The 26,486-nt window shown below is 70.7% G+C and carries 26 protein-coding genes; 15 read left to right on the top strand and 11 right to left on the bottom strand.

All coding sequences use genetic code 11. The features are described 5' to 3' along the window. Positions 1-181: 181 nt before the first annotated feature. The 6 genes from cydD (at position 182) to ETD86_RS34665 (ending at position 6,730) form a co-directional block, all read left to right on the top strand. Positions 182-2,329 (top strand): thiol reductant ABC exporter subunit CydD, encoded by a 2,148-nt coding sequence (gene cydD / locus ETD86_RS34690; protein WP_246148651.1) that lies wholly within the window; start codon positions 182-184, stop codon positions 2,327-2,329. Further along, positions 2,326-4,095, top strand: a complete 1,770-nt coding sequence (gene cydC, locus ETD86_RS34685) for a thiol reductant ABC exporter subunit CydC (protein ID WP_342779331.1) — start codon at positions 2,326-2,328, stop codon at positions 4,093-4,095. The genes cydD and cydC overlap by 4 nt, the downstream gene beginning before the upstream one ends. 83 nt (positions 4,096-4,178) lie before the next feature. Beyond that, a complete protein-coding gene (locus tag ETD86_RS34680) occupies positions 4,179-4,799 on the top strand; it encodes a transporter (protein ID WP_138670873.1) in 621 nt (206 codons plus the stop codon). Next, positions 4,796-5,119, top strand: a complete 324-nt coding sequence (locus tag ETD86_RS34675) for a transcriptional regulator (RefSeq protein WP_138670872.1) — start codon at positions 4,796-4,798, stop codon at positions 5,117-5,119. The genes ETD86_RS34680 and ETD86_RS34675 overlap by 4 nt, the downstream gene beginning before the upstream one ends. Continuing rightward, positions 5,116-5,997: an ABC transporter ATP-binding protein gene (locus tag ETD86_RS34670; RefSeq protein ID WP_138670871.1), complete on the top strand. Its 882-nt coding sequence runs from the start codon at positions 5,116-5,118 to the stop codon at positions 5,995-5,997. Before ETD86_RS34675 ends, ETD86_RS34670 begins: the two co-directional genes overlap by 4 nt. Continuing rightward, positions 5,990-6,730, top strand: coding sequence for an ABC transporter permease (locus tag ETD86_RS34665; RefSeq protein ID WP_138670870.1), 741 nt, complete (start codon positions 5,990-5,992; stop codon positions 6,728-6,730). The genes ETD86_RS34670 and ETD86_RS34665 overlap by 8 nt, the downstream gene beginning before the upstream one ends. 67 nt (positions 6,731-6,797) lie before the next feature. On the opposite strand, the gene ETD86_RS34660 is transcribed toward ETD86_RS34665, so the two are convergent. The 6 genes from ETD86_RS34660 to ETD86_RS34635 all read right to left on the bottom strand — a co-directional run bounded on the left by ETD86_RS34660 (position 6,798) and on the right by ETD86_RS34635 (position 13,116). Next, complete coding sequence (locus ETD86_RS34660; protein WP_138670869.1) at positions 6,798-8,024, bottom strand: S1C family serine protease; 1,227 nt, start codon at positions 8,022-8,024, stop codon at positions 6,798-6,800. Positions 8,025-8,265: 241 nt separating this feature from the next. Then, on the bottom strand, positions 8,266-9,804 hold the full coding sequence (locus tag ETD86_RS34655; RefSeq protein ID WP_138670868.1) for an acyl-CoA synthetase: 1,539 nt from the start codon (positions 9,802-9,804) through the stop codon (positions 8,266-8,268). 79 nt (positions 9,805-9,883) lie between these two features. Then, positions 9,884-10,468, bottom strand: a complete 585-nt coding sequence (locus ETD86_RS34650; RefSeq protein ID WP_138670867.1) for a hypothetical protein — start codon at positions 10,466-10,468, stop codon at positions 9,884-9,886. A gap of 137 nt (positions 10,469-10,605) precedes the next feature. Further along, positions 10,606-11,430, bottom strand: coding sequence for a MetQ/NlpA family ABC transporter substrate-binding protein (locus ETD86_RS34645; protein WP_138670866.1), 825 nt, complete (start codon positions 11,428-11,430; stop codon positions 10,606-10,608). Positions 11,431-11,441: 11 nt separating this feature from the next. Beyond that, positions 11,442-12,098: a methionine ABC transporter permease gene (locus ETD86_RS34640; RefSeq protein WP_211370503.1), complete on the bottom strand. Its 657-nt coding sequence runs from the start codon at positions 12,096-12,098 to the stop codon at positions 11,442-11,444. A 64-nt stretch (positions 12,099-12,162) separates the two neighbouring features. Continuing rightward, positions 12,163-13,116: a methionine ABC transporter ATP-binding protein gene (locus ETD86_RS34635; RefSeq protein WP_138670865.1), complete on the bottom strand. Its 954-nt coding sequence runs from the start codon at positions 13,114-13,116 to the stop codon at positions 12,163-12,165. Positions 13,117-13,482: 366 nt separating this feature from the next. Here ETD86_RS34635 and ETD86_RS34630 point away from each other — a divergent pair, with 366 nt between their 5' ends. Next, a complete protein-coding gene (locus tag ETD86_RS34630) occupies positions 13,483-13,914 on the top strand; it encodes a MarR family transcriptional regulator (RefSeq protein WP_138670864.1) in 432 nt (143 codons plus the stop codon). Between the two features lie 69 nt (positions 13,915-13,983). Here the strand turns inward: ETD86_RS34630 and lon are convergent, their stop codons facing one another. Then, entirely contained in the window at positions 13,984-16,338 is a 2,355-nt protein-coding gene (gene lon / locus ETD86_RS34625) for an endopeptidase La (protein ID WP_138670863.1), read from the bottom strand. Between the two features lie 176 nt (positions 16,339-16,514). Between lon and ETD86_RS34620 the strand changes: the two genes are divergently transcribed. From ETD86_RS34620 to ETD86_RS34610, 3 genes are read left to right on the top strand one after another with little or no spacing between them, the layout of a single operon-like run. Then, positions 16,515-17,879 carry a sensor histidine kinase gene (locus ETD86_RS34620; protein WP_138670862.1) on the top strand — a complete coding sequence of 455 codons (1,365 nt, stop codon included), beginning with the start codon at positions 16,515-16,517 and terminating at the stop codon, positions 17,877-17,879. Then, positions 17,876-18,529 (top strand): response regulator, encoded by a 654-nt coding sequence (locus ETD86_RS34615; protein WP_138670861.1) that lies wholly within the window; start codon positions 17,876-17,878, stop codon positions 18,527-18,529. The genes ETD86_RS34620 and ETD86_RS34615 overlap by 4 nt, the downstream gene beginning before the upstream one ends. A gap of 17 nt (positions 18,530-18,546) precedes the next feature. After that, the gene (locus ETD86_RS34610) at positions 18,547-19,908 is read left to right on the top strand and encodes a phenylacetate--CoA ligase family protein (RefSeq protein ID WP_138670860.1); all 1,362 of its coding nucleotides are present in this window, start codon (positions 18,547-18,549) and stop codon (positions 19,906-19,908) included. 8 nt (positions 19,909-19,916) lie between these two features. Here the strand turns inward: ETD86_RS34610 and ETD86_RS34605 are convergent, their stop codons facing one another. Continuing rightward, positions 19,917-20,258 (bottom strand): hypothetical protein, encoded by a 342-nt coding sequence (locus tag ETD86_RS34605; protein WP_138670859.1) that lies wholly within the window; start codon positions 20,256-20,258, stop codon positions 19,917-19,919. A gap of 375 nt (positions 20,259-20,633) precedes the next feature. Between ETD86_RS34605 and ETD86_RS34600 the strand changes: the two genes are divergently transcribed. Both ETD86_RS34600 and ETD86_RS34595 read left to right on the top strand, forming a co-directional pair. After that, positions 20,634-21,368, top strand: coding sequence for an alpha/beta hydrolase (locus tag ETD86_RS34600; protein ID WP_138670858.1), 735 nt, complete (start codon positions 20,634-20,636; stop codon positions 21,366-21,368). 128 nt (positions 21,369-21,496) lie between these two features. Next, entirely contained in the window at positions 21,497-22,141 is a 645-nt protein-coding gene (locus tag ETD86_RS34595; RefSeq protein ID WP_138670857.1) for a biliverdin-producing heme oxygenase, read from the top strand. Between the two features lie 11 nt (positions 22,142-22,152). Here the strand turns inward: ETD86_RS34595 and ETD86_RS34590 are convergent, their stop codons facing one another. The 3 genes from ETD86_RS34590 to ETD86_RS34580 are packed head-to-tail and all read right to left on the bottom strand — an operon-like array spanning position 22,153 to position 25,142. Then, positions 22,153-23,283: a Fic family protein gene (locus ETD86_RS34590; RefSeq protein ID WP_138670856.1), complete on the bottom strand. Its 1,131-nt coding sequence runs from the start codon at positions 23,281-23,283 to the stop codon at positions 22,153-22,155. 31 nt (positions 23,284-23,314) lie between these two features. After that, the gene (locus tag ETD86_RS34585; RefSeq protein WP_138670855.1) at positions 23,315-24,511 is read right to left on the bottom strand and encodes an MFS transporter; all 1,197 of its coding nucleotides are present in this window, start codon (positions 24,509-24,511) and stop codon (positions 23,315-23,317) included. 31 nt (positions 24,512-24,542) lie between these two features. Next, positions 24,543-25,142, bottom strand: coding sequence for a helix-turn-helix domain-containing protein (locus ETD86_RS34580; RefSeq protein ID WP_138670854.1), 600 nt, complete (start codon positions 25,140-25,142; stop codon positions 24,543-24,545). Positions 25,143-25,255: 113 nt separating this feature from the next. Here ETD86_RS34580 and ETD86_RS34575 point away from each other — a divergent pair, with 113 nt between their 5' ends. The 3 genes from ETD86_RS34575 to ETD86_RS34565 all read left to right on the top strand — a co-directional run. Further along, entirely contained in the window at positions 25,256-25,861 is a 606-nt protein-coding gene (locus tag ETD86_RS34575; protein ID WP_138670853.1) for a TetR/AcrR family transcriptional regulator, read from the top strand. Continuing rightward, positions 25,816-26,013 carry a hypothetical protein gene (locus ETD86_RS34570; RefSeq protein WP_138670852.1) on the top strand — a complete coding sequence of 66 codons (198 nt, stop codon included), beginning with the start codon at positions 25,816-25,818 and terminating at the stop codon, positions 26,011-26,013. The genes ETD86_RS34575 and ETD86_RS34570 overlap by 46 nt, the downstream gene beginning before the upstream one ends. Next, the coding region (locus ETD86_RS34565; RefSeq protein WP_138670851.1) for an MFS transporter at positions 26,010-26,486 on the top strand (477 nt) is incomplete at its 3' end. The genes ETD86_RS34570 and ETD86_RS34565, both read left to right, overlap by 4 nt.

Below are 26,486 nucleotides of genomic sequence, written 5' to 3'. Positions count from 1 at the left end.
GTGCTGGCGGGGGCGATGCCGTACCTGCTGGAGCACAGCGCGCCCGCGGCGACCCTGAATGTGCTCAGTCTCATGGTCCTGCCGTTCGCGCCCATCATGGTGGGCGCGCAACTATGGGTGTGGCGCACTTTCCGTCCAGGAAAGGATGCCTTCCGCCTCCCGTCGTTCTTCTAGAGGACTCGTGCACAAGGATCTCCTACGGCTCATGCGGGCCGAGCGGTCGGTACGCCGCCACCTGGCCGTCACCATGGCCGCGGCCGTGCTGGCGGGGCTGCTCGTTCTCGTGCAGGCTGAGTTGCTCGCCGGGGTGTTGTCAGGACGGTTCGCCGTCGCCGCCCTGGCCGGGCTGGCGGCGGTGGTCTGCCTGCGCGCGGCGCTGGCGTGGACGCAGGGCGTCTTCGCCGGGCGTACCGCGACCGGGGTCAAGTCGGCGCTGCGCCACCGGCTCCTGGGGCGGCTCCGTGAGCTGGGGCCGGGGCGGCTCACCGAGCACCGCTCGGGCGAGCTGGTCACGCTCACGGGGCGCGGGCTGGACGGGCTCGACGCCTACCTGACCGGCTACCTGCCGTCCATCGCGGTGGCCGCGGTGGTGCCGGTGGCCGTGCTCGTGCGGTTGTTCGCCGCCGACCTGGCTTCGGCGGTCATCGTCCTGGTCACGCTGCCGCTGATCCCGGTCTTCGGGGCGCTGGTCGGCATGACCACCAAGGCCGTGACCGAGCGCCAGTACCGGGCGCTGTCCCGCCTGGGCGGCCACTTCCTGGACGTGGTGCGCGGGCTGCCCACGCTGCGGGCGTTCGGGCGGGCGCGCTACCAGGCCGGCGTCATCCAGCAGGTGGCCGACGCGCACCGTAGCGCGACCATGAAGACGTTGCGGGTGGCGTTCCTGTCGTCGCTGGTGCTCGAGCTGTGCGCGTCGTTGTCGCTGGCGCTGGTGGCGGTGCCGATCGGGCTGCGGCTGCTCGGGGGGTCGCTGGATCTGACGACCGCGCTGCTGGTGTTGTTGCTGGCGCCGGAGGCGTACCTGCCGCTGCGGGCGATGGGGACGCGCTTCCACGCCTCCATGGAGGGGGTGGCGGCGGCCGACGCTGCCTTCGCCGTACTGGACTCCGCCGGGGAACCGCCTGCGTCCGAGGGGCGGCGGGCCGCGCCGTCCGGCGGCGCGCCGGAGATCCGGCTGGAGAACGTGACGGTGCGCTACCCGGGCAGGGACGTCGCCGCGCTGGAGGACGTCACGCTCACCATCGGGCCGCGGGAGCGGGTCGCCCTGGTGGGCGAGAGCGGGGGCGGCAAGAGCACGCTGCTCCATCTGCTGCTCGGCTTCGTGCAGCCGTCACAGGGACGGATCCTGGTGGACGGGGTCGAGCTGCGGGATCTGGACGTGGCGAGCTGGCGGGCGCGGCTGGCGTTCGTGGCCCAGCGGCCCCATCTGTTCGCGACGTCGGTGGCCGACAACATCCGGCTCGGGGCGCCCTCGGCCTCTCTGGACGAGGTACGCCGGGCCGCGGCCGCCGCCCACGCCGACTTCGTGGCCGCGCTCCCCCAAGGGTTCGACACCGTAGTGGGTGAGCGGGGGGCCAACCTGTCGGCCGGCCAGCGGCAGCGCATCGCACTGGCCCGGGCCTTCTGCCGGCCCGGCGCGTCGGTGTTGCTGCTGGACGAGCCCACGGCGCGGCTGGACGGGCGCAGCGAGGCCGCCGTGGTGGCGGGGACGGCGGAGCTGGCCCGCGACCGCACGGCCGTCATCGTCGCGCATCGGCCCGCCATGATCGACCTGGCCGACCGCGTCGTCCGCCTCCACGAGGGCCGCGTCATCTCCGACACCACGCGCGCTACCCGCTCCCCCGCCCCACCGGACGCCCTCGGGGCGGATGCCGTCCCAGCGGGCACCGGCATCCCAGGGGACACCGTTCCAAGCCGCGTCTCAACGGCCGACGTCCCAACGGGCAACGTCCCAACGGGCAACGTCCCAACGGCCGACGCGCAGCCTGGCCACGCGCAGCTTGGCGCTGCCGGCCTGGACGGCGGTGGCGTGCAAGCCGCCGCCCGGTCGGGAGCCGACCCGTCGGTGGCCGCCCAAGAGGACCCCTCCGAAGGGCACAGCACCGGAGCAGGTGAGGCGCCCGGGCGGGGCACGGTGGCCGAGGACGTCGCGGAGCACGCGAAGGCGGCGGACGAGACGAAGGCCGGTGGCGGCGCGGCCGAAGCCGAAGCGACGACCCCCGTCGACGATCGCGCACCTTCCCGGCCCGGCACGGGCACTGGCACGGACGGACAAGCGGGCACGGGCGGGCGTGTGGCGGCGGGGCGGCGTGAAGGGGGCGAGGGATGACTCGGGCTATGGGGAAGCGGCTGGTGTGGGCGGTGCTGGCCGGTGCGGCGGCGGACCTGGCGGGGCTGGGGCTCATCGCGGCCGCGGCCTGGCTGATCACCCGGGCCGCCGAGCAGCCGCCCCTCGCCGCCTTGAGCGTGGCGATCGTGGCGACCCGGGCGTTCGCCACGAGCAAGGGCGTCTTCCGCTACATCGAACGCCTCACCGGCCACGACGTGGCGCTCCGCGCCCAGGCCGGCACCCGTGAGGACCTCTACCGGGCGCTGATCCCGCCCCAGCAGCCCCGCCACGGCGGAGCGGACCTGCTCAGCCGCATGGTCGACGACACCGAGGCCGTACAGGACCTGCTCGTCCGCTGCCTGCTCCCCGCGGCCGCCGCGGCGATCGCCGGGCTGGCCGCGGTCGTCATCGGGCTGACCATCCTGCCGGTGGCGGCGCTGGTGCTGGTGGCGGGGCTGGCGCTGGCGGGGGTGCTGCTGCCCGCCGGTACGGCCGCCGCCGCTCGCCGCTGGTCGGCCAGGATCGCCCCGGCCAGGGCGGCGCTGGCGGGCCGGGTGGCCGACCTGGTGCACGGCTCCGCCGACCTGGCCGCGTACGGAGCCGACGACGAGGCTCTGCGCAAGGCCACGGCGGCCGACGAGGCGCTGGCCGCACTGGAACGCCGCCAGGCGCGCGTCCACGCCGCCGCCCTGGCCGGGGGCACCCTGGTGCAGGGATCGACGGTCGCCGCGGTCGTCCTGCTCGCCCAGGGGGCCGGCGTGGGTTCGGTCGGCACGGCCGTGCTCGCGCTGACCGCCCTGGTGTCCTTCGAGCCCGTGCTGCCGCTGGCGGCGGCGGGCGAGCGGATGGCGGGCATCACGGCGGCACTGCGGCGGCTGCGCGAGGTCCGCTCCGCCGCCGCGGCCGTCACCGAGCCGGCCGCACCCGCGCCCAAGCCCGAGTCCCCGCTGACCATCGAGATCGACGACCTCGTGGTCCGCCACACCCCACGGAACGAGGCCACACCGCCCCAGCACAACGGCCGCACCGCGCCCGACGCGGCCTCGCCGAGCGACGACGATGCCGCCGCGTCACGGCGTCACGGCCGCCCCGCGTTGGACGGGGTGTCGTTGCGGCTCACCCCGGGCAAGCGGGTGGCGATCGTCGGGCCGAGCGGGGCAGGCAAGAGCACGTTGCTGGCCGCGCTGATGCGGCTGGTCGAGCCGGAGTCCGGGCACGTCAGGGTCAATGGCGTGGACATCAGGGACCTGGCCGGCGACGACGTGCGCGCGCTGATGACAGGCCTCACCCAGGACCCGTACATCTTCCGCACCACCCTCCGCGACAACCTGCGCCTGGCCGGCCCAGAGGCCGGCGACGAGACGCTGCGGCGCGCCGTACGGGACGCCAGGCTCGACGGCTGGGTCGAGCGGGTGGGGTGGGACGCCGAGTTGGGCGAGGACGGCAGGACCGTGTCCGGCGGGCAGCTGCAGCGGCTGGCCCTGGCGCGGGCGCTGCTGTACGACCCGCCGGTGCTGCTGCTCGACGAGCCCGCCGAGGCGCTCGACGAGGAGACCGCCGACCGGCTGATGAGCGACCTGCTGGACGTGACCAGGGACCGCACCACGCTTCTCGTGACGCACCGGCTCAAGGGCCTGGAGACGGTCGACGAGATCGTGGTGCTGGAGGAGGGCCGCGTGATCCAGCGCGGGCGCCACGACGAGCTCGTCGCCGTGTCCGGCTACTACCGGGATCTGTGGGAGTCCGAGGTCCTGACCAGGAAGTGAGCCCCCGCTCCGCACGGAGCCTTGTGTTGGCATCGCCAATAGGTTTAAACTGCAAACCAGTTTAAATCTTCGAGGGGTTTGCGATGTTGGATGATGAGCGGGCGCCCAGCCCGGAGGAGACGCTCCGCGTCATCGAGGAGCAGCAGGCCGCCGCCGCGCGGCACATCTACATCGACCCGCTCGTGCTCTACCTCCCCTGGGGCGTCGCCTGGCTGCTCGGCTTCACCGCGTTCTTCCTGCACTACGGGCTCGACGGACGGCCCTACGCGCCGATCTCGCAACCACAGGCGCTGTCCGTGCTGATGATCGCGCAGCTTCTGGCGGGGGCGGTCGCCGCTTACGGGATCACCAGGATGAACCGGCAGGTCCGCGGCGACACCCGAGCCAAAGGCGCGATGTATGGCTATGCGTGGTTCGCCGGGATAACGCTGGTCTCGATCATCGCCACCAGGTTGGCCTCCCTGCTGCCGCCGCAGGAGAGCGGGCTGCTCTGGGCGGGCGCGATGTTGACCATCGTGGCCGTCCTCTACATGGTGGGTGGCGCCATCTGGCTGACTTGGCAGATGTTCTTCGTCGGCGTCTGGGTCGCCGCCGTCAACGGGGTGGGCGTGCTGCTCGGCGCCGGCTGGCACGCGCTGCTGACGGCAGTGCTGCTGGGCGGGGGGTTCATCGTCGCGGGCCTGTGGCTGAGGCGCCGGGCATGACCGCGGAGCAGTCGTTGCCCGAGCTCGACCCGGTCATCCACGCACAGGCCAGGCTCCGGGTGGTGGCCGCGCTCAACGTCCTCGGCGAAGGCGACGAGATGGCCTTCGGCTCGCTCAAGGACCTGCTCGGCATGACGGCGGGGAACCTGTCGGTGCACCTGACCAAGCTCGAGGAGGCGGAGTACATCCGCATCACGAAAACACACAGAGGCCGCACCCCGGTCACGTACGTGGCGCTCACCAAACGGGGGCGGCTGGCTTTCGAGGACTACACCAAGGCGATCCGCGCCTTGCTGGACAACGCTGGGGGCACCATATGACGATCCTCGCCAGGGCGATCGAGGTCACCCGCCGCTACGGCGACGTGCTCGCGCTCGACCGCGTCTCGCTCGATATCAAGGCCGGCGAGCTGGTCGGGCTGCTCGGCCCGAACGGCGCCGGCAAGTCCACCCTGATCAACCTGTTCGTGGGGCTGCGCCGGCCGACGTCGGGGACGGTCGAGCTGCTCGGCGGCTCGCCGCAGGACGCCGCCATGCGCCGTGGCATCGGCGTGACGCCGCAGGAGACCGGGCTGCCGGAGTCCTTACGCGTCGGCGAGATCGTCGACTTCGTGTCGGCGCATTTCCCGGAAAAGACGGACAAGGGCGAGCTGCTGGCCCGTTTCGGCCTGGACGACCTGGTCAGACGGCAGGTCGGCGGCCTGTCGGGCGGGCAGCGGCGGCGGCTGGCGGTGGCGCTGGCGTTCGTGGGTCGGCCGCGGCTGGTGTTCCTCGACGAGCCCACCACGGGGCTGGACGTCGAGGCCAGGCGGGCGCTGTGGGACGGCATCAGGGCCTTCCACGACGACGGCGGCACGGTGCTGCTCACCAGCCACTACCTCGAGGAGATCGAGGCCCTGGCCCAGCGGGTGGTGGTGGTCGGCCACGGCCGCGTGCTCGCCGACGACACGGTGCGGGCCGTACGCGACATGGTGGGCGTGCGGCGGGTCTCCCTCGTCGCCGAGGACCTGCCCGAGCTGCCCGGCGTGCTCGGCTCCGAACGGGTGGACGGCCGCATCAGCCTGATCACCACCGATCCGGACCGGCTGGTCGTCGAGCTGGTGCGCAGCGGCGCGCCGTTCTCCGACCTGGAGATCAGGCCGACCACCCTGGAAGAGGCCTTCCTCGCCATCACCTCGAAGGAGACCGCACATGTCTAGCCTGGTCGTCGCGCACACCCGATATCTCCTGATCGAGCAGCTCAGGGTGCCCATCAGCCTGCTGGCCAGCGCCCTGTTCCCGGCCATCTCGATGGTGGCGTTCGTGGTGCCGTTCGCGGGGCAGGACCCGGCGGGCGCGACCACGGCGACGGGCTCGCTCATGTTCTTCGGCGCGATGTCGGGGGCCCTCATCGGGCTCAGCATCGCGGTCGCGCAGGATCGCGAGCTGCCGTGGAACCCGTACCTGCGCACGCTGCCCGCGGGGCCGTTCCCCCGCTTCGCCGGCCGCGTCCTGTCGACACTGGTCGTCATGCTGCTGTCGGTGATCCCGGTGCTGCTGGTGAGCGCGTTGTTCACCGAGGCGACGATCACGCCCGCAAGGCTGCTGCTCGGTCTGGGCGCGCTGGTCGTCGGGACCCTGCCGTTCATGCTGCTGGGCCTGTTCATCGGCTTCGCGCTGTCGGCCAAGGCGGCCATCGCGGTGTCGCAGATCGTGTTCTTCCCGGCGGCCATCCTCGGCGGTCTGCTGCTGCCGCCGCAGGTCCTGCCGGAGTTCATCCAGGTCGTCTCGCCGTACGTGCCCACCAGGGGTGCGGCGGAGCTGATCTGGTGGGCCACCACGGGCGCCGGCCCCGACGCCGTCGCCCTGGTGATGCTGGCCGTGTGGACCGTCGCCATCGCGGCGGCCGCGGCGTGGGCCTACCGTCGCGACGAGGGCCGGCGTTTCACCTGACCGAGGGGGGTGTGCCGCCGAGTCCGCAGCGATCTCGACGGCACACCCGTCAATGTGGGGGTCCTGGTTATTTCTTCTCTTCGAGGGTGACGGTGACCTCGCTGGTCTGACCGTCCCTCACATATGTGATCTTGACCTGTTGACCAGGTTTGAAACCTCTGACCTGCCCAACTACAGTATCTCCCCCGTCAACCGCCTTGTCGTCAAGCTTCGTGATCAGGTCGCCCTGCTTCAGGCCGGCCTTCTCCGCCGGGCTTCCGGCGGTGATCTCCCTGATGAGGGCGCCGGGCACGTCGCCGGTCGCGTCGGTGACGCTCACGCCGAGGAAGGCGTGACTCACCTTGCCGCTGCTGATGAGCTGATCGGAAACCTGCTTGGCGGTGTTGACGGGGATGGCGAAGCCGACACCGCCGCCCGCGGCCTCCGAGGCGATCGCGGTGTTGATGCCGACCAGCTCGCCGGCCGCGTTCACCAGCGCGCCGCCGGAGTTGCCGGGGTTGATGGAGGCGTCGGTCTGGATGGCGCCGCCGATGGTGGTGGGCTCGCTGCTCTGGCCCTGCTGCTGGCCCCAGCCGGGCGGGACCTGCTGGTTCTGCTCGCCGCCGACGGTGAGCGTGCGGTCGAGCGCGCTGATGATGCCCTTCGTGACGGATCCGTCCAGGCCGAGCGGGCTGCCGATGGCCAGCACGTCGTCGCCGACCTTGAGCAGGTCGCTGTTGCCGAGTGTGGCCTTGGTCAGCCCGGAGACGCCTTCTGCGCGGATGACGGCCAGGTCGGTGGCCGGGTCGGTGCCGACCACGCTCGCCTTGGCCGTCTTGCCGTCGCTGAACTTGACGGCCATCTGCCCGCCCTGGCCGGCGCCCTGGACCACGTGGTTGTTGGTCAGGATGAGGCCGTCCTCCGACAGCACCACGCCTGAGCCCTCGCCGGTCTGGCCCTGGATCATCACGACGCTCGGCTGCACCTTCGCCGCCACCTGGGCGACGGTGAACTCGGCGGAGGTGTTCTTGAAGACCGGGCTCGGCGTGCCGACGTTGGTGGTGGTGACGGAGACCGGATCAGGCTGGAACGCGTTGGCGACGACGGCCCCCACGACGCCGCCTCCGATGGCCGTGGCCGCCAGGGCCAGGCCGGCGACCGCCTTGCGGCCGAAACCCGGTTTCTTCGGGGGCGGAGGCGGAGGTGGTGGCTCCATGATGATCGTGTCCCGCCGGGGGAAGCCCCCGGCGGCCGGCGGGGTGGCACCGAACTGGCTCCACCCGGCACCCTGCTCGCGAGGCTCGTTCGCGTCCATCTGTCATCTCCCTAAGTCCCGATGACTCTAGGGTCGCAGGCAGGGCGTAAGACCTCGTTAAGCCGGTGATCGGAGGAGTATGAGACGGTTCACGGCCGCCTTATCCGCGCTGGTTGGGGCGGGCGCCGGGCGCTCGCATTCTCCTGGGCCTGCGCGGCCGCAGCTGCTCCCACAAGCGGACGATCTTGTCCTCGCCGGCGGTAAGCGTGCCCCACCACCACGCGTCCACGACCCGCCATGTTCAACTCCGGCGGGCCGGCCAGTATTCGTCCCTGAGCAGCCGCTTGTAGAGCTTGCCCGTCGGGTGACGGGGCAGCTCCGCGCGGAAGTCCACGGACTTGGGGCACTTGTAGTGCGCCAGGCGCTCGCGGCAGTACGCGATCAGCTCGGCCTCCAGCCCCGGGCCCGCCTCGTCCATGGACATCGGCTCGACCACGGCCTTGACCTGCTCGCCCATCTCCTCGTCCGGCACCCCGAACACCGCCACGTCGGCCACCCTCGGATGCACCGACAACACGTTCTCGGCCTCCTGCGGGTAGATGTTCACCCCGCCGGAGATGATCATGTACGAGCGGCGGTCCGTGAGATACAGGAACCCGTCGCCGTCCAGGTAGCCGATGTCGCCCAGCGTGGTCCAGCCGCGGCCCTTCGGATCGCGTGAGGAGCGGGTCTTGTCCGGGTCGCCGTGGTACTCGAACCGGCCGCCGTTCTCGAAGTAGATCGTGCCGTGCTCGCCGGGCGGCAGGTCGGCGCCGTCTTCGTCGAGGATGTGCACGACGCCGAGGAACGAGCGGCCGACCGTGCCCTTGTGCTGCAGCCAGTCCTGCGCGTTGACGTAGAGGAAGCCGTTGCCCTCGGTGCCCGCGTAGTACTCGTGGATGATCGGGCCCCACCAGTCGATCATCTGCTCCTTGACGGGGACGGGGCAGGGCGCGGCCGCGTGGATCGCATGCTGCAGCGACGAAATATCGTATTTTGCCCGGATCTCTTCCGGGAGCTTGAGCATCTTGATGAACATCGTGGGCACGAGCTGCGAGTGCGTCACCTCGTACCGCTCGACCGCTTGCAGGTACTGCTCGGGGTCGAAGCGCTCCATCACCACGACGGTGGCGCCGAGGCGCTGGAACGTCAGGCAGTAGCGCAGCGGGGCGGCGTGGTAGAGCGGCGCGGGAGAGAGATAGACGCTGTCGTCCGACGGCGCGAACAGCGCCTTGACGAGCATGAGCAGCGTGCCGGGCTCGGTGAGCGGGCCGTGCGTGGCGGGCACTTTGACGCCCTTGGGCCGGCCGGTGGTGCCCGAGGAGTAGAGCATGTCCGCGCCGGTGCACTCGTCGTCGATGGGGGTGACCGGCTGCTTCGCGACCGCCTCCTCGTACGACTCGAAGCCGTCGGCCGTGCCGTCCATCATGAGCCGGAGCTCCACCCCGGGCGTGGCGGCGATGATCGACGTGGCGACGCCGGCCAGGTCCGCGCTCGAGACGAACGCCCGCGCACCGCAGTTGCCGACGATGTACGCCACCTCGTCGGCCTGCAGCCGGGAGCTGATCGGGGTGTAGTACAGGCCCGACCGGTGCGCGGCCCAGGCCACGGCCAGGAAGAGCGGATGGTTGGGCAGCATGAACGCGACGTGGTCGCCTGGGCGTAGCCCGGCCGCGCGGAACAGGTGCGCCAGCCGGTTCGACTCCTCGTCCAGCTCGCGATAGGTGACGATCCGCCCGGAGCCCGCCATGATCACAGCGGGCTTGTCTGGGCTGACTGCTGCGATGGCTCCCGGATACATGATCAGAACACTATTCGGCGGTCCGGCAACACGGAAGCCGCGACCTCGCCGTTGAGGCCGCGACTCCGCGAAGGGGCGGTCAGGCCGCCGCGTGGTAGACGTCCTTCCAACCGGAGTGGAAGCCGGTCGGCCGGTGCCAGGTGCCCCGGCTCACGTCCACGTAGATGTGCGCGGCGTTCTTACCGAAGAAGGTGAACTCCTGCGGGTGCTTCGAGCAGTTGCGGAAGCTCTTGAAGTACGCCGAGCCGTCCTTGTTCACGACCTTGAACGTCTCCCACGCGCACTTCTTCTTGCCCCACCACTTGTAGTTGTGGAGCGTGCTGTGAACCTTGAAGAAGTAGTCGTGGCGCCACTCCCAGAAGCGCTTCTTGACCTTCTTCTCGACCCACTTGCAGTGCTTGTCGCCCTTCTTGTCCTTCCAGCAGATCTCCTTCTTGACGGTGATCCACTTCCAGTACCAGAACTTGAACTTCTTCTTCTCGACGCTCACGTGGCCGTCGGCCTTGGCCTTGTGATCGCCGGAGAAGTAGGGTCCCCAGGCGGCGTCGTACGAGCTCGCGGCGGTTGGTGCGGAAGTGGCCGTCGCGTTGGCGGCGACCGGTGCGCCGATCGCCACGAGCGTGGCGGCGGTGACGCCCAGCAGGATTCGTGAAACGAATCGCACTTTGGGTCCTCCTCGGGAGAGGGTTTTCCTGACCCGGCCTTCCTATGCCCGCCGCATTGCGCCGCACTTTCAATTCACTTGACGCCGGAACCAGTGTGATAAGAGATTATTCCTGTTCTGTCGCCGCTTTTTCAATATCATTCCGCGGCAATCACGGAACCGGCGTACTTCTGCTTGATGAAGTCCTTGACCTTCGGGCCCTGCAGCAGCTTGCCGAGGGTGACGACGTTCGCGTCCTTCTCGTGGCCGGCCTGGACGACGAGCCCGTTGACATAGGGGTTGCCCTCGGTCTTCTCCAGCGCCAGCGCGTCCGTGGCGGGCTTGAGCCCGGCCTCGATGGCGTAGTTGCCGTTGATCACCGCGGCGTCCACGTCCTCGAGCGAGCGCGGCAGCTGCGCCGCCTCCAGCGGCTTGAACTGCAGGTTCTTCGGGTTCTCCACCACGTCGCGCTCGGTCGCCGCGGTGCCCGCGCCGTCCTTGAGCTTGACGACGCCGTTGTCGGCCAGCAGCTTGAGCGCGCGGCCCAGGTTCGTGGCGTCGTTGGGCACGGCCACGGTGGCGCCGCCGGCCAGCGCGGACAGCGCGGTGATCTTCTTGGAGTACAGGCCGAGCGGCTCCAGGTGGACCGGGGCGACGAAGCTCAGCTTGGTGCCCTTGGAGGAGTTGAAGTCGTCCAGGTACGGCTTGTGCTGGAAGAAGTTCGCGGTCAGCTGGCCCTCGTCGAGCTGCACGTTCGGCTGGACGTAGTCGGTGAACTCCACGACCTCCAGCTTCAGTCCGGCGGCCGGGGCCAGGTTGTCCTTGACGTAGTTGAGGATCTCGGCGTGCGGCACGGGGCTGGCGCCCACCTTCAGCACGGTGTCGGCCGACTCGGCGGCCGGCGTGGTGGCGGACTGCGACGTACCGCATGCGGCGAGCGACAGGGCCAGCGCGACAGCACCCGCAACGGCGCGAAACTTCATGATGTCTTTCCTTACTTGTGCGATAGGCGCCGAGCGACCCAGTCGCCCAGGCTCTGCAGGAGTTGCACGATCACGAGGAGGAGGACGACCGTCACGATCATCAGGAGGGTCTCGAACCGCTGGTAGCCGTACCGGACGGCCAGGTCCCCGAGGCCGCCGCCGCCGAGCGTGCCGGCCATGGCCGAGTAGCCGATGAGCGCGACGACCGTCACGGTCAGCCCCGCCACCAGCCCGGGCAGGGCTTCGGGCAGCAGGACCTTGCGGACGATGGTGGTCCGGCTCGCGCCCATGGCCTGGGCCGCCTGCACGACGTCCGTGCCGACCTCCCTGAGCGCGGTCTCGACCAGCCGGGCGAAGAACGGCACCGCCCCGACGGTGAGCGGCACGACGAAGGCGGCGGTCCCGATGGTGGTGCCGACGACGACCCGGGTGAACGGGATGATCGCGATCATCAGCACGATGAACGGGAGCGACCGCCCGATGTTCACCACGAACCCGAGCGCCGACTTGAGCGCGGGCGCCGGCCGCAGCCCGTTCCGGTCGAACACCACCAGCGCCACGCCCAGCGGCAGCCCGAGCAGCAGCGTGAACACCGCCGACCAGCCGACCATCTGCGCCGTCTCCAGCGTCGCCGGCCAGAGCAGCGGCAGCATCTCTTCCCAGGTCACGAGACCTCCTCCGTCGGCCTCGTGACGAACGTGCTGTGTCTCATGGTTCCCTCGCTTCGCTCGCTCACGCGGCCTCCTCCACGATCAGGCCGGAGCCGCGCAGGTACGCGAGCGCGGCGGGGGCGTCGGCGCCGTCGAGCGCCACGCGGAGCCGGCCCACGGAGCCGCCGGCGAGGTCCTCGATCGAGCCGCCCAGGATGCTCAGGTCCACGTCGAACTTCCGCACGACCTCCGACACCACCGGTTGCCGCGGATCGCCGGTGAACGTCAGCGTGACCGAGCCGGCCGGGGCGGGCTCGGGAAGCAGGAAGATCTCCCTGGTCAGGCGGGATCCGGGCGTCTTGATGAGGTCGGCGATGGAGCCGGACTCCTCGATGCGGCCGCGCGCCATGATGCCCACGGAGTCGCAGACGCTCTTGACGACGTTCATCTCGTGGGTGATGAGCAGGATCGTCAGGCCCAGCTCGGCGTTGAGCCGCTTGAGCAGCGCCAGGATCGACTGGGTGGTGGCCGGATCCAGCGCGGAGGTGGCCTCGTCGGACAGCAGCACCGACGGGTTGCCGGCCAGGGCCCTGGCGATGCCGACCCGCTGCTTCTGCCCGCCGGACAGCTGGTGGGGACGGTCCTTGCCGCGGCCTTCGAGCCCGACCAGCTCCAGCAGCTCGCCGACGCGGCGCTCGCGCTCGGCCCTGGGCACGCCCATGACCTCCAGCGGGAAGGCGACGTTGCCGGCCACCGTGCGCGAGGACAGCAGGGCGAAGTGCTGGTGGATCATGCCGATGTGCTGCCTGGCCCGGTTCAGCTCACCGTCGCGCAGCGCGGTCAGGTCCTGGCCGGCCACGGTGACGGTGCCCGCGGTGGGGCGTTCGAGCAGGTTGACGCAGCGCAGGAGGGTGCTCTTGCCGGCGCCGCTCTGGCCGAGCACGCCGAAGATCTCGCCTTCGCGCACGTGCAGGTCGACGCCGTCGAGCGCGACGGTGTCGCCGTACTGTTTGCGCAGGCCAGAAGCCTGGATCACGGAAAAATCCCCACGACTGAGAGCGGCCGGGCCGCTCGGACGAACAGATGCCGGTGGCTGCGGCCGGGTCAGCGGGCGCCAGGGTGGAACGGCTGGTGGGTCAGCCTGCGCAGCACGAAACCAGGTGCGATCATGATGAACCTTCGAGGAGAACGGGCGATGGTCTTGTCTAGCGGGCCGGCATTCGCCCCATACGCATGCGACAACACGTGACGGCCCGATGGGCGCCCTGGTCGATCGCGTATGCCTCGTTCACGCCGTTGCTAACGACGCCATGAGATCCCCCTATTCCTGATCGGCTTCGTGATCTGCATCACGACAGCTTATATCGATAGAGATACATCTCTAGCGATGTAATATGCGTCCATGAACATCGCGAGGTTGCGCAGGTTGGGACGGCGGCTGGCGGAGCTGGCCAGGGCATCGGACGGCGAGGACCAGCCGATGCCGACACCCGGGGAAGAGGCGGTCTTCGAGGACGTGTTGCGGCACCCGGGCAGCTCGGTGGGCGAGATCCAGTCCCGCACGGGATTCGCCCAGAGCCACGTGTCCGCCTCGGTGGCCCGGATGCGGGAGCGCGGCATCCTGGAGACCGGCCCCGACCCGGCCGACGGCCGCCGCACCCAGGTCCGGGTGGCGGACGTCACCATGCACCGGCTGTTCCGGCGCGCGACCACGCCGGTGGAGGAGGTCGTACGGGAGGCGGTGCCGGACCCGGCGGACGCCGACCGGGCGGTGGCGCTGCTCAAGGAGCTGGAGTCCCTGCTGATCACCGACGAGTCGCACGGCCAGGGCTGACTTCGCGGCGCGACATGCGGCTGCCCGCCGTACCCGGATTGAGCCGGACACGGCGGGCAGTGGGCGCGGTCAGGCCGCGGCGGTGGCGACCTGCGCCGGGGTGAGCGCGAGGTCCAGGACCTCACGCACGTCGCTGACCGGGTGGATGGTCAGCTCGTCGCGGACCTCCTCGGGCACGTCGTCCAGGTCCGGCTCGTTGCGGGCCGGGATGAGGACGGTGGTGATGCCCGCCCGGTGCGCGGCCAGCAGCTTCTGCTTGACGCCGCCGATCGGCAGGACCCGCCCGGTGAGCGAGATCTCGCCGGTCATGGCCACGTCGCTGCGGACCAGACGGCCGGACAGGAGCGAGGCCAGCGCGGTCGTCAGCGTCACACCGGCCGACGGCCCGTCCTTGGGCACGGCGCCCGCCGGGAAGTGCACGTGGACCGAGCGGTCCTTCAGCGCGGTGACCGGCAGCTCCAGCTCCGCACCGTGCGAGCGCAGGTACGACAGCGCGATCCGCGCCGACTCCTTCATCACGTCGCCCAGCTGACCGGTCAGCGTGAGCCCGGTCTCGCCGGTCTCCGGGTCGGCCAGCGACGCCTCGACGTAGAGCACGTCACCCCCGGCCCCGGTGACCGCCAGGCCCGTCGCCACGCCCGGCACCGAGGTGCGCTGGGTGGCCTCGGGCAGCGAGGACTCGGGCACGAACCGCGGCCGGCCGAGGTAGCCCACCAGGTCGCCTTCGGCGACGGTGACGGGCAGCTCGTCCTTGGCCGCCACCTTGCGCAGAACCCTGGCGACCGCCCGCTCGAGCGAGCGCACACCGGCCTCACGGGTGTACTCGCCGGCCAGCTTGCGCAGCGCGGCGTCCTGGACGGTCACCTCCTCGACGCTCAGCCCGGCCAGCTCCAGCTGGCGCGGCAGCAGGTGGTCGCGGGCGATGGCGACCTTCTCGTCCTCGGTGTAGCCGTCGAGCGTGACGACCTCCATCCGGTCGAGCAGCGGCCCGGGGATGGCCTCCAGGACGTTGGCCGTGGCCAGGAAGAGCACGTCGGACAGGTCGAGCTCGACCTCGAGGTAGTGGTCGCGGAACGTGTGGTTCTGCGCCGGGTCGAGCACCTCCAGCAGCGCGGCCGTCGGGTCGCCGCGGTAGTCGGCGCCGACCTTGTCGACCTCGTCGAGCAGGACGACCGGGTTCATCGAGCCGGCCTCGCGGATGGCGCGGACGATGCGGCCGGGCAGCGCGCCGACGTAGGTGCGCCGGTGGCCGCGGATCTCCGCCTCGTCGCGGACGCCGCCGAGCGCGACGCGGACGAACTCGCGGCCCATCGCGCGCGCCACGGACTCGCCGAGCGAGGTCTTGCCGACCCCGGGAGGACCGGCGAGGGCGAGCACGGCGCCGCTGCGGCGGCCGCCCACGACGCCGAGCCCCTTGTCCTGGCGGCGCTTGCGCACGGCCAGGTGCTCGATGATGCGGTCCTTGACGTCGGACAGGCCGGTGTGGTCGGCGTCGAGCACGGCCCGGGCGCCGGTGATGTCGTAGTTGTCCTCGGTACGGGTGTTCCACGGGATGTCGAGGACGGTGTCCAGCCAGGTGCGGATCCAGCCGGTCTCGGGCGACTGGTCGGACGTGCGCTCGAGCTTGTCGACCTCCTTGAGCGCGGCCTCGCGCACCTTCTCCGGCAGGTCGGCGGCCTCGACGCGGGCCCGGTAGTCCTCTTCCTCGGTCTCGGCGTCGCCGTTGAGCTCCTTGAGCTCCTTGCGGACGGCGGCGAGCTGCTGGCGCAGCAGGAACTCGCGCTGCTGCTTCTCCATGCCCTCCTGGACGTCCTTGCGGATCGTCTCGGCGACGTCGAGCTCGGCGAGGTGCTCGCGGGACCACTCGATCAGCTTGGCCAGCCGGTCGGCCGGGTCGGCGGCCTCGAGCAGCTCGACCTTCTGCGCCGTGGCGAGCCACGGGGTGTAGCCGGAGCTGTCGGCCAGCAGCGACGGGTCCTCGATCTGGTTGACCTGGTCGACCACCTGCCACGCGCCGCGCTTCTGCAGGATCGTGGTGGCCAGGGCCTTGTACTCCTTGGCCAGCTCATGCGCGCGCTCGCCGGCGGGGATCGTGTCGATCGTGTCGGCCGCGACCCACAGCGCGGCGCCGGGGCCGGTGGTGCCGATGCCCACGCGCACCCGGTTGACACCTCGGACCACGGCGGCGGGCTCGCCGCCTGGCAGCCTCCCGACCTGCTCGACAACGGCCTGCACGCCGATCGCGCCATAGCGGCCGTCAATCCGGGGAACGAGGAGGACCCGCGGCTTGTTGCCACCGGATGCACGGGCCGCGTCTATGGCTGCGCGCACCTCGGAGTCGGACAGGTCCAGCGGGACCACCATGCCCGGCAGGACGACCTCGTCGTCCAGCGGCAGGACCGGGAGGGTCAAGCTCTCACTCATGCGAACTCCCAAGGGTTGAGTTATACCGACTCAATTCATTGGAGCCCCGCATTGTTCCCTTCCTTGCCGATGTTCGCTCACGGCGATCGTAATCATGTAAGCGATACCTGGGAGTGACCCGTGGATCAGACCTTGGTCTGACGCCATCGGGGGGCCGCGATCGTAAGCTTGACCAGGTGATCTCCGTCCAGCGCGCCCGCGACCTCGGCCGCCGCCTGTCCGGCAGGCGCTGGGGCCGGCGGGACGGGCGCCTGGCGAAGGCCGGGCGCGCGGTGATGCGGCCGTTCGGGCTGGCGCTGTTCCAGGGCGACGCCGACCCGCCGCCGGCATCCCGGCGGCCGACGTTCAGGGTGCCGCGCCGGCTCGCGGTGCTCCTGCCGTCCCAGACCTTCGACCTGGTCCAGGTGGCGGAGCTGGCGCTGTCCCTGATCCTCTTCGGCACCACGCAGGGCATGCTGACCGAGGCCATCGCCGCGCACACCGAGGGATATCCCGTCCCCGAGTGGATCGCCTACCTGGCCGGTCTGGCCGTCGCGCTGCCGCTGGTGCTGCGCGATCGATGGCCGCTGGCCGCCTGGCGGGTCGCGATCGTCCAGACGCCGCTGACCATCTGGGCGGCCATCACACTCGACCTGGTCGATCCGCCCTACTCGGCGCAGCTGAGCGTGATGTACCTGATGGTGCTCTACTCCGTCGCCGTCCGCTGCGACAAGCAGATCACACTGGCGGTGTGGATCATCACGGTGCTGACCGTCTGGATCGCCGACCCCAACTCGATGGCGCTCGTGGCGGTGATGGCGTCGGTCGTGGTGCTGTTCGGCTACAACGTCCGGACCCGGCGGGCCGCCACGGCGCGGCTCGTCGAGGAGGAGCGGCGCACCCAGGTGGCCGAGAGCGCCCAAGCCGTGCTGGCGGAGCGGGCCCGCATCGCCAGAGAGCTGCACGACGTGGTCGCGCACCACATGTCGGTGATCGCGATCCAGGCGGAGGCGGTGCCGCTCAAGGCCGCGGGCGATCCCGCGCAGCTGGAGGCGGGGCTGGCGGAGATCCGCGGGCTGTCGCTGGCGGCCATCGCGGAGCTGCGGCAGGTGCTGGGCGTGCTGCGCGACCAGGACGGCCGCACCGACACCGCGCCGCAGCCGGGCCTCGACCGGCTGGACGAGCTGGTCGTCAACGCCCGCGCCGCCGGGCTGGCCGTGGTGGTCGAGCGGGACGGGCCGCTCGACGGTCTGCCGCCCGCCGTGGGGCTGTCGGCGTACCGGATCGTGCAGGAGTCGCTGAGCAACGCCATGCGGCACGCGCCGGGCGCGGCCGTGGCGGTGAGCGTCGCGTGGGACGACGGCGAGCTGCGGCTGCGCGTCGCCAACGGGCCCGGCACCGCGCCGGGTGACGCACCCGGGGCGGGACAGGGACTGGTGGGGATGCGGGAGCGGGCGACCCTGCTCGGCGGCACGCTCGAGGCCGGGCCTTTACCCGGCGGAGGATTCGACGTCCGCGCCACGCTGCCGATCGCGGACGCCATGACGGAGGAGGGCGCTTGATCCGGGTTCTGATCGCCGACGACCAGGGCATGGTGCGCACGGGGTTCACCGTGTTTCTGAGCGCGCAGCCGGACATCGAAGTGGTGGGTGAGGCGGCCAACGGGCGGGAGGCGGTGGAGCAGGCGGCGGCGCTGGCCCCCGACGTGGTGCTGATGGACGTGCGCATGCCGGTCATGAACGGCCTGGAGGCGACCAGGGAGCTGTCGTCGCGCAACCTGCCGCCGAAGGTGCTGATCCTGACCACGTTCGACCTCGACGACTACGTTTACGAGGCGCTGCGGGCGGGGGCCAGTGGGTTCCTGCTGAAGGACGCCTCCGCGGCGCAGCTCGCCGAGGCCGTGCGGGTGGTGGCGGCCGGGGAGGCGCTCATCGCCCCGGCCGTCACCAAGCGGCTGATCCACGAGTTCGCCAAGCTGGGCGCGCCCCGGCAGCCGGTGGGCAGGGTGGGCCAGTTGACCGACCGCGAGACCGAGGTGCTCACGCTGGTCGCGCAGGCACTGTCCAACCAGGAGATCGCGGAGAAGTTGTTCGTGGCGGAGCAGACGGTCAAGACGCATGTCGGCCGGGTCCTGATGAAGCTGGGGCTGCGTGACCGGGCCCAGGCGATCGTTTACGCCTACGAGAGCGGGCTGGTGCGTCCTGGGGAGTGAGCGCCTACAGTCGGCTGATGGACCCGGTTGAGCTCTTCCATCAGGTGGCGGCGACCGTTCCCGCCTACAGGGCCTTTCTGGCAGAGAACAACGTCGATCCCGCCAAAGTCACGACATTTCAGGACTTCGAGCGGTTGCCGATGACCACGAAGGACTCTTACACCCTCCGCCACCCGCTGCCCGACCTCTGCAGGAACGGTGAGATCGGCGACATGATCGCGGTGTCGTCGGGCTCGACGGGCAAGCCGTCGTTCTGGCCGCGCTCGGCGCCCGACGAGCGGGTGATCACCGCGCGGTTCGAGGAGGTCTTCCGCGACTCCTTCGCCGCCCGCGAGCAGCGCACGCTGGCCGTGGTCTGCTTCGCGCTCGGCACCTGGGTGGGCGGCCTGTTCACCGTCAACTGCTGCCGCCACCTGGCCGAACGCGGCTACCCGATCACGGTCGTCGCGCCCGGCAGCGATCGCAGGGAGATCGCGCGGGTGCTGCCGGAGCTGGCGCCGTACTTCGACCAGGTGGTGCTCCTGGGCTACCCGCCGTTCCTGAAGAACGTCATCGACACCGAGGACCTCCCCTGGGCCGCCTGGAACATCAAGCTCGTCACGGCGGGCGAGGTGTTCAGCGAGGAATGGCGCACCCTGGTCGCCGAGCGGGCCGGGATCGCCGACCCCGTCCGCGGCATCGCCTCCCTGTACGGCACCGCCGACGCGGGCGTCCTGGGGAACGAGACCGCGTTGTCCGTCGAGATCCGCCGCTTCCTGTCGGCCCGGCCGGGCACGGCGAGGGAGCTGTTCGGCGAGTCCCGGCTGCCGACCCTCGTCCAGTACGACCCGGAGGTGCGTTTCTTCGAGGAGCACGAGGGCACGCTGCTCTTCTCGGGCGACAACGGCATCCCGCTCATCCGCTACCACATCGCCGACCAGGGCGGCGTGCTCCCGTACGAGCGCTTGCTGGATCTCGTCCGTCGGCACGGCTTCGAGCCCGCCGCGCCAGGCCCGGAACGGCCCTTCGTGTACGTGTTCGGCCGCAGCCATTTCACCGTCTCGTACTACGGCGCGAACGTCTTCCCCGAGAACATCGCCGTCGGCCTGGAGCAGCCCGCGGTCGCCGGCTCGGTGACGGGCAAGTTCGTGATGGAGGTGGTGGAGGACGCGCGGCGCGACCGGCAGCTGACGGTGACCGTGGAGCTGATGCCCGGGGAGAAGCCGTCGGACGAGACGGCGCAGGTCGTGGGCGCGTCGATCCTGGCGCAGTTGCTCCGGCTCAACAGCGAGTTCGCCGCGTACGTGCCGCCGGCCCAGCAGATGCCGTTCATCCGCCTCCGCCAGGCCGGCGACCCTGAGTATTTCCCGCCGGGGGCCAAGCACCGCTACACGCGGTAGGGGCGAGGTCAGGCCACGGCCGCGGCGACGCGGTCCACGGCCGCGGCGACGCGGTCCTCGGCCCAGCGCGCCATGAGGAAGCCGCGCATGACGGTGAGCACCTGCACTCCGGCCGTCCACGACGGGACGCCCGGCATGGAGGCGAGCGTGCGAGAGGTGAAGTGGTGGATGCCGGCCGTGGTCGGCCTGACACCTCGCAGTGCGGCGACGCCCGCCCCAGGACGAAGGGCGATCATGCGGACCCCGCGCTCACCGGACAACCGCTCGGCCACGTGCACGGGCCCTTCGTGCTCCAGGTGCGGCAACACCGCCCACCCGCACCAGGCCCGCGCCGCGGGGCGCAGGCGCATCCGTCCACGATGGCGTTGTTGTCCGCGCCTCCCGTGGCGAAGCCGCGGTTGCGGGACGGTCGCGCATCATGGTGGCCGGCGACCCGCCGAACCCGGTCCCGCCGCCGCCTGGGCGCAGGCCCCACACCCGGTGCCGGAAGGCGACCGAACGGTGCGCCAAGGAGGAGCCGTGCAGGAGGCCGCGCTGAAGGCCACGCTGGAGCGCCCGTGCAGGAGGCCACGCTGGAGCGCCCGTGCAGGAGGCCGCCGCGGACCACTACGCGGCCTGCCACTACGCGGAACGCCCGGCCTGACCTCGGTCCCCCTCCGGTACTACGGGAAAGTTCAAACCTCACGGTGACGCGAACGCTCGGCCACGCTCCGTAATGTCGCGGCATGCTCAAGCAGCTTGCACTCGCGGGGGTCCTGGCAGCGGCCGGCACCTTCCTGATGTGGCCGGGACAGCCCAGCGGACGGTTGGTGAGGACCTACGGCGACCTGGCTACGGCCGGCCGGGTGGCGGTCGTCGTGCCCGGTGCCGACACCACGGTGGCGACCTTCGACCACGGCACGAAACGACCGGGCGGTGCGGCGCGTGCGCTGATGGCCGAGGCCGCCCGGCTGGCGCCCGGGGAGCGGCTGGCGGTGGTGGCCTGGCTCGGCTACGACTCCCCGCCGACGCTGAGCATCGGCGTGGTCACCCATGACGCTGCGGACGCCGGGGCCGCCGAGTTGCGCCGCACGGTCGCGGACCTGCGCACCCGCACGGCGGCCCCCATCGTGCTGCTGTGCCACAGCTACGGCTCGGTGCTGTGCGCCAAGGCCGCCGCTGCCGGCTTACCCGTCACCGACCTGGCCGTCTTCGGCAGCCCTGGCCTCGACGTGCCCTCCGCCGACGCCCTGCCGCCACGCGTGTGGGCCGGGCTCGGTGACAACGACTGGATCCGTTTCGTCCCCAAGACCAAGATCGGCCCACTCGGCTTCGGCGCCGACCCCATGAGCCCCGGCTTCGGCGCCCGCGTCTTCGAGGCCGGCCCCGGCGGCCACAGCGACTACTTCTCCCCCGGCACCCCGTCCCTGCGCAATCTGACCATGATCGCCCTTGGCCGCTGGGACCGGGTGACCTCTTGACGTCCCGTTTTCGGGGTACAGAAGAGGGGAGGTGAGCTTTGATGACAACCTGTCGTCAAAAGCTTGACGTGCTACGGCGAGGTTTGTGACACTTCGTCATGAAACGTTAGCGCGAGTAGAGGTGGGCTGTGACGACGCCGTTCTCCGAGACCTTGAGGAACGCCACCTGGGGCGACCACCAGTCCGCCGAGTCCGAGGGCTACCTCGCGGCGCTGATGGGCGGCCGGCTGAGCGAGCACGAGTACGGCGAGATGGTGGCCCAGCACTACTTCGCCTACGTCGCGCTCGATGGGGTGTCGCGCCGGCTCGCCGGCCACCCGGTGGCCGGCGGCTTCGTCTTCCCCGAGCTGTACCGGGAGCCGGCGCTGGCGCGCGACCTGACGACGATCTACGGCCCCGCGTGGCGCGACCGGATCGCGGCGTCCAAGTCCACCCGCACCCTGGTCGCGCGCATCGAGCAGGTGTCCGACTGGCCAGGCGGCTACATCGCCCACCACTACACCCGCTACCTGGGCGACCTGTCCGGCGGCCAGTTCATCCGCATGGAGCTGCAGAAGATCTACGGGTACGGCGAGGGCGGCGGCGTCGACTTCTACCGCTTCGACGAGCTGGGCAGCCTGCCGCGCTTCAAGAACGAGTACCGCGCCCGCCTGGACGCCCTGGAGCTGGACGAGCAGGAGCGGCAGCGCATCATCCGCGAGGTCAAGCTGGCGTACCAGCTGAACACGGAGGTGCTGGCCGAGCTGAAGCACGTCGTCAAGACCGCCGCCTGAGCTCGCGCCCGTCAGCTTCGATACGGATCCCGCAAGGGTGTGACCCGCTCGGCGAAGTCGGCTTTGAGTGCGGCCATGCGAGGGCCGGCCTCGTAGTAGCGGCCTTTGGTCTGCCCGTAGGGTCGGAGCCAGCCCTTGGCGGCCAGGTCACGCAGGTCGCGGGCGGCCTGGCCCTGACTGAGCTCCTCATCGGCCTGATATCTGCTCCGGCGCAGCCGCCTGCTCACGAACGCCTCGTACAGCGCGGAGACACATCGCGTGTTGATTCCCTCGGCGTCGACCCGCTCCTCCAGCAGCGTCCAGATCTCGCCGGCCTGGGCCAGGCGCTGCCGCACCCGCTGCGCCTGCATGTGGTGCGCTCTCAGGCAGAACCGCACCCAGTCGAGGGTGTCGCCGTGCGGGCTCCACCGCCGGTGTTGGACCGCGCCGAGCATGTCGTAATACTCGAAGGTGATGCGCTGCTCACCGAGCCATTCCTCGATGGAGGAGAACTCAGGCGTCATAATCTGGTCCCGACCGAGGACCAAGGTTTGCAGGGCACGCGACATCCGGCCGTTGCCGTCGCGCCACGGATGGATGCTGACGAGATTGAAGTGAGCCATGGCGGCCCGCACGTAGCTCGGCGCCTCCAGGTCACCCTCGTTGAGCCAGAGGACCAGCTCGCCCAGAAGCCCTTCGACGAGTTCGGCATCCGGCCCTTCGTAAACGACTTCTCCGGTACTCGAATCCCGGACATAGATGCCGCCCGGCCGTATGATCCCGGGAGTCTCGTTGCGGTGATGGCCGATCATCATGAAGTTGAGCGCGTTGAGCATGCCCACGTCGTAACGGAACGCGGAAGCGCGCGACAGCAACCCGATATAGGCCAGCGCCTGCTGATAGCCTGCGATTTCCTTCGCGATGGCGGCGGATGCGTCAAGAGGCTCGTCGCCGGCCATGATCGACTGGATGTCCTCGACGCTGGCCTGGTAGCCCTCGATAGAGTTCGAGCCCTGGATCGCCCGCGCCTGGAGCTGCCTCCGGAGTTGGCCATCCCACCGATGGGGTTCGGCCAGGCGGTATTTCAGGTCTCGCCGCATGTCCTCGATCTCGCCCAGCACCGTCTTGTCAGCGGCCTCAAGCGCGGGAGTCCCGTACAGCATGGAACCATGAAAGCAGGAATCAATCATCGGTTCAAATGACTGAATTATTTAAACAACTATGCCGCTTTGCCACCAGGAGACCCGCCGCGATCAAGCCGCCCGCGTGCACGCACAACGTCGGGACGATCCCGATCGTGCCGCCCAGCACGCCGGCCAGGCCGGTGCCGGCCAGGGCCGTGGCCGCCTGGGCGCTGGTCAGCAGGCCGATGACGCGGCCGCGGTGGGCATCGGTGGTGACGGTCTGCGCGAAGGTGGTGAAACCGGCCATCGCGGCGGCCGCCGGCACTCCGGCCAAGGCGATGAGCACGTACGCGGGCCACAACACGGGCGACACGAGCGGATACGTGAACAGGGCGAGATCCAGGAAACCGAAGACGATCGTTCCGGCGCCGAGCAGCAGGCGGGGACGAGCGGCGCCGGCGTGGAGCGCGACGGCCAGGCCGCCGATGATGCCGCCGATCGCCTGCACGGACAGGAACAGACCGTAGGCGTCCGCTCGGCCGCCGAGCACGTCGGCGACGAACGGGGCCGCGAGCGCGGCGAAGATCCCTTCGCCCAGGCCGGTGATCGCCATGTACACGATCAGCAGCCGTACGCCGGCGTTCTCCGCGGCCAGGCGCAGGCCGGCAGCCCATTGCCTGCCCATCGTGGTCGCCATCGGCGCGGGCCGGGCGGTGACGCGCAGGGTGAGCTGCAGGGCGGCGGAGGTCAGGAAGGTGGCCGCGTCGATCAGAACGACGGCGGGCAGGCCGCCGGCGGCGACGGCGACACCGCCCAGCATCGCGCCCACGAGGCGGGCGAGCTGGCCGCTCTGGCCGAGCAGGGCGTTGGCGCGTACCAGCTCGGACTCCGCCACGATCTGCGGGACCAGCGCCTTCTGGGCGGGGACGAGCAGGGTGCTCAGGATGCCTGTCCATAAGGCGGCGGCGTACACGATCCACAGGTGGGAGGGGTCGCGCACCAGCAGGAGCGGCAGGAGCCCCAGGGCGAGCAGCAGGTCGGTGGCGATCAGGAGACGGCGGCGGTCCCAGCGGTCGGCCAGCGTCCCGGCCACCGAGCCGAGCATGACGTCAGGCAGCCGGGAGACCAGCAACATGATCGCGGTGGACAGCGTGGAGCCGGTGAGTCGGTAGACGTGGAAGGCCAGGGCGGTGCTGATCGCCCAGTCACCGGTTTGGGAGATGAGGGCGGCGAGGAGCAGGCGGCGGTAGTCGCGATTGCCGCCCATGAGGGTCCGGAGTCCGCTCCGCGCGGCCGGCTCAGTCACCGGAGTCCGTCGGAGGGAGGGGGACCGACAGCCAGGTCAGCAGCACAGGACGGGCGCCGCCGGGCCGCGCGGACGGGTCGTCGATGCGGGCCGTCAGGGGCTCCAGCAACCCTTCGATGGCGGCGGCGAGTGCGGTGAACTCCTCGGGCGTGGCATAGACGAGCAAGTTGCTCACTCCCCCGCTCCCTCGCCACGGCTCGGGCTCGTCGCGGCGGCGTTGCTGCCATTCGACCAGCCGGGACAGCGCCCGCTCGGCGATGACCTGCTCCAGCAGGCTGCGGGCGGCCGCCTGCTCGGGCCCGGACTCGCCGTCGTCCCACACCTGGGTGCTCTCGGTGGCCTTCCACGGCCGCTCCCGGTCGTCCCGGGCCGCCGCCTGCTCGACGAAGCCGTACTTGGCCAGCTGGCGCAGATGGTACGAGGCCAGCGCCTGGCTGATGCCCACCTGCCGGCCCGCTTCGGCGGCGGTCGTCGCGCCTGCCCGCATCAACAGCTCGTGCAGGGCCAGCCGGATCGGGTGGGCGAAGGCCCGCATCGCGGCCGGGTCGTCGAGCAGCCTTCGCGGGCGGCCGGCCGAAGATTCCAAAGACATGCTTGGAATATCGCGGGAACGATCCGATGATGTCAAGGATTCCTTTGGATTCAGCGGAAGCCAGGAGCCTGAATACCAAGGGCTGTGACGGCCCGTGGGCCTACCATGGGCCTATGCCCCGCATCTCGGCCGCCACGATCGGCGAGCACCGCGCCCAGACGCGTGACCGCATCCTGCAGGCCGTTTCGCGCCTGGCGCGCGTGCAGGGCATCGACGCCATCTCCATGACGGACGTCGCCGGGGAGGCCGGGATCACCCGGACGGTGCTGTACAACTACTTTCCGGACAAGGCGGCGCTGCTGCTGGCGTTCACCGAGCGGGTGACCCAATACTTCATCGACAGCTATGAGCGGGAGTTGCCGGAGGACGCGTCACCGGCGGATCGGTTGCGGGCGTTCGTGCGGCTGCAGCTCGCCGGGCTGCTGGCGCATCCGCATCCTGGGGCGGCCGATCTGAGTGCGGCGCTCGGGCCGGACGCGTACCAGCAGTTGGCCGAGCACGTCGCGCCCATGCAGCGGATTCTGGTGGAGATCCTGGAGAGCGGCATGGAGTCGGGCGAGTTCCGGGTGATCGATGTCGCGGCGACCGCCCGCATGATCCTGGCCGTCATCGGGGCCGAGCGGGTTCCGCTCATCAGCGGGGCCGTCACGGTGGAGGCGGCGGAGGCGCTGGTGTGCGCGTTCGTGCTGCGGGCACTCGGCAGCCGATCCGCAGCCTGACCGCCCAGTGCCTGACCGCGCTCGGCCTGACCACCCTCTGCCTGACCACCCTCTGCCTGACCGCGCTCGGCCTGACCACCCTCTGCCTGACCGCGCTCGTCCTGACCGCGCTCGGCCTGGCCGCACGCTGCGATGACAGGATGGGCCCATGAAATTCGGTCCCGATGGTCTTCAGAGCGGCGAGCACCTGGAGTTGAAGTCGGCGCGCGGCCGGTGGGTGTTGCTGGCGACCGTGCTCGGGTCCGGGCTCGCGCTGCTCGACAGCACCGTGGTCAACGTCGCGTTGCCGTTTCTTGGCGGGGAGCTCGACGCGCGCATGGACGGGCTGCAGTGGACGATCAACGCCTACACGCTCACCCTCGCCGGGCTGATCCTCCTGGGCGGGTCCCTCGGAGACCGGTACGGTCGGCGGGCCGTGTTCCTCGTCGGCACGATGTGGTTCGCCGTGGCGTCCGCGCTGTGCGGGCTGGCGCCGAACATCGAGTTCCTGATCGCCGCGCGCGCGTTGCAGGGCATCGGCGGAGCCCTGCTGACGCCGGGGTCGCTGGCGATCATCCAGGCCTCGTTCGTGCGGCACGACCGGCCGCGGGCGGTCGGCGCGTGGTCGGGGCTGGGCGGGGTGGCC

The sequence above is a fragment of the Nonomuraea turkmeniaca genome (assembly GCF_005889735.1).
GTDB lineage: Bacteria > Actinomycetota > Actinomycetes > Streptosporangiales > Streptosporangiaceae > Nonomuraea > Nonomuraea turkmeniaca.
The sequence above is the reverse complement of the archived record's forward strand: the minus strand, read 5'-3'. Positions and strand labels throughout refer to the sequence as shown.